This is a genomic window from Cellulosimicrobium sp. NPDC030954 (genome assembly GCF_055571305.1).
In genome coordinates this window covers 237,067-250,001 of sequence record NZ_JBVIFN010000003.1, presented here as the reverse complement: position 1 = coordinate 250,001, position 12,935 = coordinate 237,067, and the positions used below count along the sequence as shown (strand labels likewise).

The 12,935-nt window shown below is 71.2% G+C and carries 9 protein-coding genes; 8 read left to right on the top strand and 1 reads right to left on the bottom strand.

Annotated elements, in window-relative coordinates:
• Positions 1–58 precede the first annotated feature (58 nt).
• The 3 genes from ACZ402_RS08790 to ACZ402_RS08780 all read left to right on the top strand — a co-directional run bounded on the left by ACZ402_RS08790 (position 59) and on the right by ACZ402_RS08780 (position 4,722).
• The gene (locus tag ACZ402_RS08790) at positions 59–1,912 is read left to right on the top strand and encodes an ABC transporter family substrate-binding protein (RefSeq protein WP_375822988.1); all 1,854 of its coding nucleotides are present in this window, start codon (positions 59–61) and stop codon (positions 1,910–1,912) included.
• 246 nt (positions 1,913–2,158) lie between these two features.
• On the top strand, positions 2,159–3,688 hold the full coding sequence (locus tag ACZ402_RS08785) for an ABC transporter permease (RefSeq protein ID WP_375822987.1): 1,530 nt from the start codon (positions 2,159–2,161) through the stop codon (positions 3,686–3,688).
• Positions 3,685–4,722, top strand: coding sequence for an ABC transporter permease (locus ACZ402_RS08780; protein ID WP_375822986.1), 1,038 nt, complete (start codon positions 3,685–3,687; stop codon positions 4,720–4,722). Before ACZ402_RS08785 ends, ACZ402_RS08780 begins: the two co-directional genes overlap by 4 nt.
• 65 nt (positions 4,723–4,787) lie before the next feature.
• On the opposite strand, the gene ACZ402_RS08775 is transcribed toward ACZ402_RS08780, so the two are convergent.
• Complete coding sequence (locus tag ACZ402_RS08775; RefSeq protein ID WP_375822985.1) at positions 4,788–5,366, bottom strand: PH domain-containing protein; 579 nt, start codon at positions 5,364–5,366, stop codon at positions 4,788–4,790.
• Between the two features lie 65 nt (positions 5,367–5,431).
• On the opposite strand from ACZ402_RS08775, the gene ACZ402_RS08770 reads away from it, so the two are divergent.
• The 5 genes from ACZ402_RS08770 to ACZ402_RS08750 all read left to right on the top strand — a co-directional run bounded on the left by ACZ402_RS08770 (position 5,432) and on the right by ACZ402_RS08750 (position 12,864).
• Positions 5,432–7,264 carry an ABC transporter ATP-binding protein gene (locus tag ACZ402_RS08770; protein WP_375822984.1) on the top strand — a complete coding sequence of 611 codons (1,833 nt, stop codon included), beginning with the start codon at positions 5,432–5,434 and terminating at the stop codon, positions 7,262–7,264.
• A 115-nt stretch (positions 7,265–7,379) separates the two neighbouring features.
• On the top strand, positions 7,380–9,326 hold the full coding sequence (locus ACZ402_RS08765) for a BCCT family transporter (protein ID WP_375822983.1): 1,947 nt from the start codon (positions 7,380–7,382) through the stop codon (positions 9,324–9,326).
• 116 nt (positions 9,327–9,442) lie between these two features.
• On the top strand, positions 9,443–11,353 hold the full coding sequence (typA, locus tag ACZ402_RS08760) for a translational GTPase TypA (protein ID WP_375822982.1): 1,911 nt from the start codon (positions 9,443–9,445) through the stop codon (positions 11,351–11,353).
• 28 nt (positions 11,354–11,381) lie between these two features.
• The gene (locus ACZ402_RS08755; RefSeq protein WP_375822981.1) at positions 11,382–12,404 is read left to right on the top strand and encodes a PIG-L family deacetylase; all 1,023 of its coding nucleotides are present in this window, start codon (positions 11,382–11,384) and stop codon (positions 12,402–12,404) included.
• A 10-nt stretch (positions 12,405–12,414) separates the two neighbouring features.
• On the top strand, positions 12,415–12,864 hold the full coding sequence (locus ACZ402_RS08750; protein WP_375822980.1) for a hypothetical protein: 450 nt from the start codon (positions 12,415–12,417) through the stop codon (positions 12,862–12,864).
• The last annotated feature ends 71 nt before the right edge of the window (positions 12,865–12,935 follow it).

The window sequence follows — 12,935 nt, the reverse complement described above, 5'->3', positions numbered from 1 at the left end:
GGCCGGGGGGCGAACGACGCCCGTCCGTCCGCGCCCATCATCCCTTGGAGGAGGAACATTGAAGATCAGGCGCACGAGTGCCGCCCTTGCGGTGACGGTCACCGGGGCACTGCTGTTCTCGGCGTGCAGCGGCACGTCGGGTGAGGGCAACACCGAGACCGACGACTCCGGCATCAACACCGAGTCCGCCGTCACCGTCGCGTGGGAGGCACCCCTCAACGAGCTCAACCTGAGCTCCGCGAACGGCAACGCGACGCAGAACGCGGTCATCAACTACATGCTCAACTCGGGCTTCAACTACTACGACGCCGACCTGAACCTCGTCCAGGACGAGTCGTTCGGCACGTACAAGAAGGTGTCCGACGACCCGCTGACGATCGAGTACACGGTCGGGGACGACACGAAGTGGTCTGACGGCACCCCGTTCGACGCGACCGACATCCTCCTCGAGTGGGCCGGCTCCGGCACCAACCTCAACACGGTGCAGGCGGAGACCGACGAAGAGGGCAACGTCACCAACCAGGACGCAGTGGACGCCGGTGTCTACTTCGACGGCAGCTCGCCGGGCGTGGCGCTCATCCAGGACACCCCGACGATCAGCGACGACGGCAAGACCATCACGACGGTCTACTCGAAGCCGTTCGGTGACTGGGAGCTGAACTTCACCAACCAGTTCGTCCCCGCGCACGTCGTCGGCCAGAAGGCCCTCGGCATCGAGGACGCGCAGGAGGCCAAGGACGCCGTCCGCGACGCCATCCTCAACAACGACACCGCCGCGCTGTCGAAGATCTCGGCGTTCTGGAACTCGGGCTTCGAGTTCGTCAAGATGCCGGACGACCCGGCGCTGACGGTCTCGACCGGCCCCTACACGCTCGACGCGTACGAGGAGAACCAGTTCCTCACGCTCAAGGCGAACCCCGACTTCGCGGGCCAGAACAAGGCCTCGATCGACACCGTCACGGTCCGGTACATCGACGACCCGATGGCCCAGGTCCAGGCGCTGCAGAACGGTGAGGTCGACCTCATCGGCCCGCAGGCCTCCGCCGACGTCCGCACCGCGCTCGAGGCGCTCGACGGCATCGAGACCCGCTCGGGCATCGAGGGCACGTACGAGCACGTCGACCTCGTCTTCCAGAACGGTGGTCCGTTCGACCCGGCCACCTACGGCGGCGACGCGGAGAAGGCCAAGCTCGTCCGCCAGGCGTTCCTGCTGACGATCCCGCGCCAGACGATCGTCGACAACCTCATCAAGCCGCTGAACCCGGACGCCGAGGTGCGCAACTCGAACATCCTCATCCCGGGCTCGCCGAACTACGACCAGATGGTCGCGGAGAACGGCTCGGCCGAGTACCCCGACGCCGGTAACGTCGAGAAGGCGAAGGAGCTCCTCGCCCAGGCGGGCGTCGCCCCCGGGGTCGAGGTGCGCTTCGCGTACAACAACGAGAACACGCGCCGCGTGAACGAGCTCGCGCTCATCACGGACACCGCCTCCCAGGCCGGGTTCACGATCGTCGACACGGGGCGCCCGGCCGCCGAGTGGGGCACGCTGCTCCAGTCCGGCCAGGACCAGTACGATGCCTCGCTCTTCGGCTGGCAGTCGACCTCGACCGCCGTCACCGAGTCGGACGCCAACTTCCGCTGGTCGCCGACGCCGGGCATCAACAACTACGGCCAGTACAACAACCCGGCCGTGGACGCCGCGCTGGACAAGCTCCAGGTCTCGACCGACCCCGAGGAGCAGTTCCAGCTCCAGCTCGAGGTCGAGAAGAACCTGTGGGCGGACGCCTTCGGTGTGACGATCTTCCAGTTCCCGGCCATCCAGGGCTGGAACGACGGCCTGAAGGGTGTCGAGCCGATCACGATCAGCCCGACCATCTTCCACGGCTTCTGGAACTGGTCGTTCGAGGGCTGACAGCCCTGACCGCCTGACGTGGCCCGCCGCCGTCCGCGAGGACGACGGGGGGCCCGTCCGGACGTGAGAGACCGGGGGTCTCGACGGCCCGCCCGTCGAGGCCCCCGGTCCTCGCGTGCTCCCGTCCCCGACGTCTTCTCACCGCGGCGTCCCGTGCCCCTCGGTTCACGATCACGCGAGACCCACGCGTAGAATCGACCGGCCCCAGACCCGGGGTCCCTACCGACCAGCGAGGTAAGACCTCCGATGTTCTCCTTCATCTCGCGGCGTGTGCTGGCAGGGTTGGCGACCCTCCTCGTGTCCACGTTCGCGATGTTCCTGCTCGTCAGCGCCGCGATCCGGCCGTACATCTTCCAGGATCTCGAGGCCAGCACGAACCCCAACAAGGCGCAGCAGATCGCCCAGCGCACGCTCGACCTCGACCTCAACACGAACGTCGTCATCCGCTACTTCAAGTGGCTCGGCGACTTCGTGCAGGGAGACTTCGGTGTCGCATGGCGCTCCGGCCAGCAGGTCACGACCCTGCTCCAGGGCGCCGTGATCTCGACCATCCAGCTCGTCGCCGCAGCAACGGTGCTCGCGGTCGTCTTCGGCGTCATGGTCGGCATCGTCAGTGCGCTCCGTCAGTACAGCACCTTCGACTACCTGACGATCTTCGTCTCGTTCGTCCTGTACTCGCTCCCGGCCTTCTGGGTCGCGGTCCTGCTCAAGCAGTGGGGCGCGATCGGCTTCAACGACTTCCTCCGGGACCCCAACCTCTCGATCCTCGCGATCGCCGTCGTCGGCGTGGTCATAGGTCTCCTGTGGTCGCTCGCGTTCGGGGGGACAGCACGACGACGTGCGACCGTGTTCGGCATGGGCTTCGCCGCGAGCGCGCTCGCGCTGCTCTACCTCCAGCTCTCGGGCTGGTGGGCCGAGCCGAACCTCGGTCCCGTGATCATCGTCGTCACCGGCACCGCCCTCGCGTTCGCGATCACCGCGCTCGTCTCGGGCCTGCAGAACCGTCGTGCGCTCTACGCCGCGCTCACCACGGTCGTCGTCGGGGTCGTCGTCTACTTCCCGATCCAGTCCGTGCTCCGCCAGGTCGACAACTGGTGGCTCGTCCTCGTCCTCGCCGTCGTCACCGTCGCCGTCGGCATCGGGATCGGGTTCGCGTGGGGCGGTCCGGACAAGGGCGTGTCGGCGCGTGCTGCGGCGATCACGGCCTTCCTCGTGGGGTCGATGATCTTCGTCGACAAGGTGATGTCCGTGTGGCCCGCCTACTTCGCCGCCCCGGCGATCAACGGCCGGCCCATCCCGACGATCGGCAACAGCACGCCGAACCTCGGCGGCAACTTCTGGGTGCAGGTCCTGGACCAGTACACGCACCTGCTGCTCCCGACGATCGCGCTCGTGCTCATCCAGTTCGCCGGGTACACGCGCTACTCGCGCGCGAGCATGCTCGAGGTGATGAGCCAGGACTACATCCGCACGGCGCGCGCCAAGGGCCTGCCCGAGCGGACCGTCGTCATGCGGCACGGTTTCCGCAACACGCTCATCCCGCTCGCGACGATCGTCCCGATCGACGTCATCACGCTGCTGGGCGGCGCGATCATCACCGAGAAGGTCTTTGGCCGGCCCGGCATGGGCCTGCTCTTCCTCAACTCGCTGCAGCGAGGCGAGATCGACCCCGTCATGGCCTATCTCGTCATCGTCGCGGCCCTCGCCATCATCGCCAACATCGTGGCTGACCTCATCTACGCAGCCCTCGACCCGCGGATCCGGGTGAACGCATGAGCAACACACCGAACGACGCGTCGCAGAGCGGCGCGCTCGAGAACCAGATCGAGCTGCTCGAGGTGGAGGGCCTGTCGCAGGGCCAGATCGTCCGGCGGCGCTTCTTCCACCACAAGGGCGCGGTCGTCGCGCTCGTCGTCCTCATCGGCATCGTGCTGCTCGCGGTGACGTCGATCGGCGTCGCGGGCTGGAACGGCTGGTACGCCTACAAGGCGACCGGCCAGGGCTCGACCTACCCGCTCGTCAACGGCGGCGCCCCGTCTGCCGAGCACATCTTCGGCCAGGACGAGGCGGGGCGCGACGTGTTCGCGCGCGTCATGCTGGGTACCCAGACGTCGCTCCTCGTGGTGCTCTCCGTCGGTGTCATCTCGACCGTGGCGGGCATCCTCTTCGGGGCGCTCTCCGGGTTCTTCCGCGGTCGCGTGGACTCCTGGCTCATGCGGTTCACCGACCTCATCATCACGATGCCGGTCATCGTCATCGGCGCGGTGCTCGCCCTGCTCTCCGGCGGGAGCAACCCGCTCATCCTGGGCGCGTTCCTCGGGCTCGTGCTGTGGCCGCCGCTCGCGCGACTGGTCCGGGGCGAGTTCCTCTCGCTGCGCGAGCGCGAGTTCGTCGACGCCGCGCGCGTCGCGGGGGCGAGCAGCAGCCGGATCATCTTCAAGCACATGCTGCCCAACGCCGTCGGCGTGATCATCGTCAACGTGACGCTGCTCATGAGCTCGGCGATCCTCCTGGAGACGGCGCTCAGCTACCTCGGCGTCGGCATCCAGAACCCGGCGACCTCGCTCGGCAAGCTCATCAGCGACTACCAGGAGGCGTTCGCGACGCGTCCGTGGCTGTTCTGGTGGCCGGGCCTGTTCATCGTCGCGATCGCGCTGTGCGTCAACTTCATCGGCGACGGCCTGCGCGACGCGTTCGACCCGCGCCAGAAGCGCATCCCGTCGGAGCGCAAGATGGCCCGTGCGCAGCGCGTCGCCCGTCCGACGGCCACCGCCACGCCGGGCGCGACCGGTGAGGCCGGGGCGAGCTGATGACCGTCGTCGTCGCCGCCCGCCCGAGGGGTCGTGGACCTCTCGGGCGGCGCGGCGCGCCGCGGTCAGGCGGTGAGCACCACGGCCGTCCCCGCGACGAGCGCGCCCAGCACGGCGAGCTGCATGACGTGCCACGTCGTGCGCGCGCCGGGAGCGCCCGGCACCGCGCGGTCGAGGTGGCCGGCGGCCGCGAGCAGGCCGTGACGCTGCGTCACGGCCTCGGCGACGGTCTCGGCGTTCGCGCCGGTGACCACCCGCTCGCGGTCCACGGGGTGCCTGCGGGAGCTGCGCAACCAGCGGGCCGACCCGCTCGACCGGGGCGCCGCCCAGGCGGTCACGCGACCGCCGGCGTAGCGCACCTCGAGCGAGTAGCGGGTCTCGACGCCCTCGTACGCGGTCCACGGCACGTGGACGGTGCGGGTGACGTTGCGGACCTCGACCCCGCCGTCGGACACCTCGACGGCAGGACGCCAGAACAGCATCCAGACGAGGTACGTCACGAGCGCGGCGGGCACCAGAGCCCCCACGACCGCGCCGGCGTCCCCCGTCAGGGCCGTGCTCACGCCCAGCGCGACGGCGACGACGCCCGTCGCCAGCGTGAGGACTCGGCCGTACGTCGAACGGAAGACCAGCGTGGGACCCATGCGCCCATGCTCGCAGAGTCGCGGCGCCACGAGCGCCGGCTCCAGCAGGAAGGACACTGATCAGCGTGGCCATCGAGACGTCTCCCGCGGCCCCGGCCGCGCGCCAGGGCAGCCCCGTGCTGACCGTGCGCAACCTCGGCGTGGACTTCTACGTCGACAAGGCCTGGTACCCCGCGGCCACGGACGTGAGCTACGACCTCCACTCCGGTGAGGTCCTCGCGATCGTCGGCGAGTCCGGCTCGGGCAAGTCCCAGTCGTCGCTCGCGCTGCTGGGCCTGCTCCCGCCGAACGGTCGCGCGCGCGGCTCCGCCAAGCTCGGCGACCGCGAGCTCATCGGCATGACGCACGGCTCGCTGCGGCACGTCCGCGGCAAGGAGATCTCCATGATCTTCCAGGAGCCGATGACGGCGCTGAACCCCGTGTACACGGTGGGCTTCCAGATCGTCGAGACCATCCGGACGCACTTCACCGTCGGTCCGGCCGACGCGAAGAAGCGCGCGATCGAGCTCCTGCGGCTCGTGGAGATCCCGGAGCCCGAGCGTCGCTTCGACGCCTACCCGCACCAGCTCTCCGGCGGCCAGCGCCAGCGCGCGATGATCGCCCAGGCCCTCGCGTGCGACCCCAAGCTGCTCGTCGCCGACGAGCCGACCACGGCGCTCGACGTCACGGTCCAGGCGGAGATCCTCAAGCTCCTGCGCGACCTGCGCTACCGCGTCGACGCGGCGATCATCCTCATCACGCACGACATGGGCGTGGTCGCGGACATGGCCGACTCGATCATGGTCATGAAGGACGGCCAGGTCGTCGAGCGCGGGACCTCGGCGGAGATCTTCGGCAACCCGCAGCACCCCTACACGGTGCGCCTCCTCGAGGCGGTCCCGCACCTCGGTTCGAAGCGCGACGCGACCACGGTCACGGACCGCGTGCCGTCCGGTGCGGCGACGCAGGACCGCCCGCTCGTCCTCGACGCGCAGGGCATGGTCATCGAGTACCCCGGGCGCCGGCGCCAGGCGGCGTTCCGCGCGGTCGACGAGGTCTCGCTGCAGATCCACCAGGGCGAGGTCGTCGGGCTGGTCGGGGAGTCGGGCTCGGGCAAGACGACGATCGGCCGTGCCGCCGTGGGTCTCCTGCCCGTCACGGGCGGGTCGCTCCGGATCGTCGGCAGGGACATGGTCGGCGCGAAGCCCAAGGACCTCAAGCCGCTGCGCACCGAGGTGGGCATCGTCTTCCAGGACCCGGGGTCCTCGCTCAACCCGCGCCTGCCGATCGGCGAGTCGATCGGCGAGCCGCTCATGCTGCACAAGGGCGTGAAGGGCAAGGAGCTCAGCCGCGAGGTCGAGCGCCTGCTCGACCAGGTCGAGCTCCCGCGCGCGATGCGCAACCGCTACCCGCACGAGCTCTCGGGCGGTCAGCGCCAGCGCGTCGGCATCGCGCGCGCGCTCTCGCTCGAGCCCAAGCTGCTGGTGGCGGACGAGCCGACGTCGGCGCTCGACGTGTCGGTGCAGGCGAAGGTCCTCGACCTGTTCACGGACCTGCAGCGCGAGCACGGCTTCGCATGCCTGTTCATCTCGCACGACCTCGCGGTCGTCGAGCTGCTGTCCGACCGCATCGCCGTCATGCACAAGGGCAAGCTCGTCGAGGTGGGCGAGACGTCGCAGATCGTGCACGCCCCGCAGCACCCGTACACGCGGCGACTCCTGGCGGCCGTGCCGGTGCCGGACCCGGCGGCGCAGCGCGAGCGCCGGGCCGCGCGGGACGCGCTCCTGGAGGCGGCGGCCCGCGACATCGCGAACGACGAGGCCTCGTCCCTCGCGGGCGAGGAGCGTGCGCTCGCGGAGCACCGGGACGACGTCGACCACGAGCGCAGCGCGCCGCCCACGGCGGGCGCCGGGTTCTGACCGGACCGACCGGCACGTCCACCGGTCCTGCCGACGCCTCGGGGGCGACCGCGCACGCGGTCGCCCCCGAGGCGTTCCGGTTGCCGGGGCACGCCCGCACGACAAGCCTGGGTCCATGAGCACGACGGAGGGCGGGATCCCGGGCGACCCGGGACGGCACCATGACCAGGACCAGGCGCGCGACGTGGGCGGCGCGCCGTCGCCCCGGGCCGTGAGCGGCGGCGGCCTGCCGTCGGACCCCGTGAGCCCCGCCACGGACGTCGGCGATGCCGCGACGGACGCGGGCTCCGCGCCGGTCGCGGTCGCCGTCGCGGCGTCGCACGACCCGGACGCCCCCCGCACCGGTCGCCCCGACCCGCGCGTCTTCTACCCCGCCGCGGGGATCATCCTGCTCTTCGTGCTCGCCACGATCCTCTTCACCGAATCCGTGACCGCGCTCATGGAGACGCTCCAGCGCGACGTCATCGGGGTCTTCGGCTGGTACTACGTGATCGTCGTCGCCGGGTTTGTGGTGTTCTCCCTCTGGATGGGGCTGAGCCGGTTCGGCGACATCGTGCTCGGCAAGGACGAGGACGAGCCCCTCTTCCGGCTCCCCGTCTGGTTCGCGATGCTGTTCGCGACCGGCATGGGGATCGGGCTCGTGTACTGGGGCGTGGCCGAGCCGCTCTCGCACTACGTGAGCCCGAAGCCCGGGGTCGAGGGCAGCGACGCGGCGCTCGCGCAGGCCGCGATGGGCCAGAGCTATCTGCACTGGGGCATCCACGCCTGGGCGATCTACGTCGTCGCGGGGCTCGCCCTCGCCTACGCGATCCACCGCAAGGGCCGCCCGGTGTCGATCCGCTGGGCGCTCGAGCCGTTGTTCGGTGACCGGGTCAAGGGGCGGCTCGGTGACGTGATCGACGTCGTCGCGATCATCGGCACGGTCTTCGGCGTCGCGACCTCGCTCGGGTTCGGCGTCTTGCAGATCGCAGCCGGTCTGGGCTACCTCGACGTGGTCGAGCCGAGCACGGCCCTGGAGATCGGTCTCATCGTCGCGATCACGGCGCTCGCGACGATCTCCGTCGTCTCCGGCCTGGGCAAGGGCATCAAGTGGCTGTCGAACGGCAACATGGTGCTCGCCGGCGTCGTCCTGGTCCTCGTGCTCGCGCTCGGGCCCACGCTCTTCCTGCTCCGGGAGTGGGTGCAGTCGTTGGGCTACTACCTGCAGAACATCGTGCGGCTCACGTTCGACACCACAGCGTTCCAGGGCGAGGCGGGCCTGAACTGGCAGTCGTCCTGGACGATCTTCTACTGGGGCTGGTGGATCTCGTGGGCGCCGTTCGTCGGGGTCTTCATCGCCCGCATCTCGCGCGGGCGCACCGTGCGCGAGTTCGTGCTCGGCACGCTGCTGGTCCCGACCCTGGTGACGACCCTGTGGTTCTCCGTCTTCGGAGGGTCGGCACTCTTCCGGGAGGTGTCCGACCCGGGCAGCATGCTCGTCGACGGCGAGGTCGACACCGACACGGCCCTGTTCCAGCTTTTCGACGGGCTGCCCCTCGGCGGGCTCCTGACGGTGGCGGGGATCGTGCTCATCGTCGTCTTCTTCGTGACCTCGTCGGACTCCGGTTCCCTGGTCGTCGACATGCTCGCGAGCGGCGGCAACCCGAACCCGCCGACGTGGAGCCGCATCTTCTGGGCGTGCACGTCGGGGCTGCTGGCCATCGCGCTCCTGCTCGCCGGCGGGCTCGAGGCGCTGCAGACGGCTGCGATCCTCATCGCGCTGCCGTTCTCCGTCGTGATGATCGGGATGGCCGTGTCGACGGTGCGGGCGCTGCGTGTCGAGCACGCGGCGATCCTGCGGGCGGAACGCCGGGCGGCACGGGCGGAGCTGACCGAGCAGGTGACGACCCGTGTCACGGAGTCGATCTCGGAGCAGTGGGTGGAGCTCTACCCCGACCGGCCCGAGCGGTGGCGGGCCCTGGCGCGCTTCCCGCGGCGCGGCGGCCCGTCCCGGCCGCGCACCGGCCCGGGAGCGGGGAGTGACCCACGTCATGGTGGCCGAGGTGACGACCCGGTAGGATAGCCGCGCCCGGGTGACGGCCCGTGCTCCGTGGTGCCGCGGCGGGCTGCTCCCGCGCCGTGCGCGCAGAGGTGGCCGGCCGTCGTCGCCCCTCGAACCCCACGAAATGAGAACCGTAGATGTCTGTGCGCTCCGACCTGCGCAACGTGGCGATCGTCGCCCACGTCGACCACGGCAAGACCACGCTCGTCGACGCGATGCTGCGCCAGTCCGGCGCCTTCTCCGCGCACCAGCACGTGGACGAGCGCGTCATGGACTCCGGTGACCTCGAGCGCGAGAAGGGCATCACCATCCTCGCGAAGAACACCGCGGTCCGCTACGCCGGCCCGGCCGCCGCCGCGGTGGGCGAGCCCGACGGCATCACGATCAACGTCATCGACACCCCGGGCCACGCCGACTTCGGCGGCGAGGTCGAGCGCGGCCTGTCGATGGTCGACGGCGTCGTCCTGCTCGTCGACGCGAGCGAGGGCCCGCTCCCGCAGACCCGGTTCGTGCTGCGCAAGGCGCTCGCCGCGAAGCTCCCCGTGATCATCGTGGTCAACAAGGTCGACCGTCCGGACTCGCGCATCACCGAGGTCGTCGCCGAGGCGACCGACCTGCTCCTCGGGCTCGCGTCCGACCTCGCCGACGAGGTCCCCGACCTCGACCTCGACGCGATCCTCGACGTCCCGGTGGTCTACGCGTCGGCCAAGGCGGCGCGCGCGTCGCTCGACCAGCCGCTGGACGGGCAGCTCCCGGCGAACGAGGACCTCGAGCCCCTGTTCTCGACGATCCTCGAGAAGATCCCCGCCCCGACGTACGAGGAGGGCGCACCGCTGCAGGCGCACGTCACCAACCTCGACGCGTCGCCGTTCCTCGGTCGGCTCGCGCTCCTGCGCGTCTTCAACGGGACGCTGCGCAAGGGCCAGGTCGTCGCGTGGGCCCGCCACGACGGCACGCTCCAGAACGTGAAGATCACCGAGCTCCTCGAGACGAAGGCGCTCGAGCGCGTCCCCACGGAGTCGGCCGCCCCGGGCGACATCGTCGCCGTCGCGGGCATCGCGGACATCACGATCGGCGAGACGCTGACCGACCCCGAGGACCCGCGCCCGCTGCCGCTCATCACGGTCGACGACCCGGCGATCTCCATGACCATCGGGATCAACACCTCGCCGCTGGCGGGCAAGGGCGGCAAGGGCCACAAGGTCACGGCGCGCCAGGTCAAGGACCGCCTCGACTCCGAGCTCGTCGGCAACGTGTCGCTGCGCGTCCTGCCGACCGAGCGCCCCGACGCGTGGGAGGTCCAGGGCCGCGGCGAGCTCGCGCTGGCGATCCTGGTCGAGCAGATGCGCCGCGAGGGCTTCGAGCTCACGGTCGGCAAGCCGCAGGTCGTCACGCGCACGATCGACGGCAAGACGCACGAGCCGATGGAGCGCATGACGATCGACGTCCCCGAGGAGTACCTCGGCAACGTCACCCAGCTCCTCGCGCAGCGCAAGGGCCGCATGGAGACCATGTCCAACCACGGCACCGGCTGGATCCGCATGGAGTTCATGGTCCCGGCGCGCGGGCTCATCGGTTTCCGCACGCGCTTCCTCACGGAGACGCGGGGTACGGGCATCGCGGCCTCGATCTCCGAGGGCTACGAGCCGTGGGCCGGGCACATCGAGACCCGCACGACGGGCTCGCTCGTGGCCGACCGCGCCGGCAAGGTGACGCCGTTCGCCATGATCAACCTCCAGGAGCGCGGCTCGTTCTTCGTCGACCCCACGCAGGAGGTCTACGAGGGCATGATCGTCGGCGAGAACTCGCGCAACGAGGACATGGACGTGAACATCACCAAGGAGAAGAAGCTCACGAACATGCGGTCGTCGACGGCCGACAACTTCGAGAACCTCGTCCCGCCGCGCCACCTCACGCTCGAGGAGTCGCTCGAGTTCGCGCGCGAGGACGAGTGCGTCGAGGTCACGCCCGAGGTCGTGCGCATCCGCAAGGTGATCCTCGACCAGACCGAGCGCGCCCGCGCCACGTCCCGCGCCAAGCGCGCCTGACGTCGTCGCGCGGGTGACCGTTCCGCCGGTGCAGCAGGCCGCCGTCGTGCCCGACGGCGGCCTGCTGGCCGTGCACGCCCACCCCGACGACGAGACGCTCGCCACGGGTGCGCTCCTCGCGACGTGGGCCCGGGCCGGGCAGCGCGTCACCGTGGTGACGTGCACGCGCGGCGAGCGGGGCGAGGTGATCGACACCCCGGCGCACCCGACCGGCGTCGGGCACCTCGAGGGCGACGGCCCCGCCCTCGCCGCGCACCGCGAGCGCGAGCTCGCCCGCGCGCTCGCCGCCCTCGGCGTGGTGGACCACGTCTTCCTCGACACGGTCGCGCTGCCCGCGTCGGGCGCGGTGCCCGACGACGGGGCGCACCCCCGGTACGAGGACTCCGGCATGGCGTGGGTCGCGCCGGGGGTCGCGAGCTCGGTCGCCACGGATCGGCTCCCGCCCCGCGCGTTCGTCGGCGTCCCGGTCGACGAGGCGGCCGCCCGGCTGGCCGCCGTCGTGCGCGACCGCCGCCCCGCGGTCGTCGCGACGTACGAGCCCGGCGGCGGCTACGGGCATCCCGACCACGTGCGCGCGCACGACGTGACGGTCCGGGCGCTCGAGCTGCTCGATGCCGACGGGGAGCCCGCACCGGCGCTCTGGCTCGCCGTCGCCCCCGAGAGCACGGTGCGCGCGGCGCGGCGGGCGCTCGCCGCCCACCCCGCGGTCCGCGCGCTCCTCGCCGCGGACCAGGGCCTCACCCTGCCCGACCCGGACGAGGACCTGCCGCCCGTCGCGCGCCCCGACGCCTCGCTGCCCCCGCTCGTGGGCGTCCCCGTGGCGCCCGTCCTCGACGAGCTCCTCGCGGCGATGCGCGCGCACGCGACGCAGGTGCAGCACGTGACCGCCGCCGCGACCGCGGGGTCCACCGCGGGGGAGGAGCCCACGGGCCTCCTGGGCTGGTACGCCCTCAGCAACGACGTGCTGGCGCCCGTCCCTTCACACGAGTTCTACGCTCCCTCCGGCGGCGCTCTCCCGGGCGACCCGGTCCGGCGCGGGCCCACGCGTTAACCTGGGGCCCGTGGAGACCGGTATGGGGCGGCACATCGGCCGCGGGGTGGCGTGCGCGCTCGTCGGCGTGCTCGTCGGGCTCGTCGGCACCGTCGCGCACCGGGCGCACCTGCTCGGCGTGGACCTCCCCGGAGGCGTCGGGCTGGGCATCGTGCTCGCGCTGCTGACGGTCTTCGCGGCGGGCACCCTCGCGCGCGCGTGGGGCGGCATGGCCGGCCTGCTGGGCTACGGCATCGGATGGGTCGTCGTGGTCCAGCTCCTCTCGCTCGAAGGGCCTGGCGGCGACGTCCTCGTGCCGAGCGAGCCCGTCGGGTACGTGTGGATCTACGGGGGTCTCCTCGTGGTCGCGGCGGTCGCCTTCCTGCCGCGCTCGTGGTTCAGCGACCGCCCCGTCCGCCCGGCGCTCCACGGGCGTCCCACCAGGCACGACGGACCCGAGGATCCCCTCGCGTCCCGCTAGAATTCGCCGTGCGGGTCCCCGCACACCCCTCGTCGTCGCGCGCTCGACCGCGCGCCTTTCGTCACGGAGAC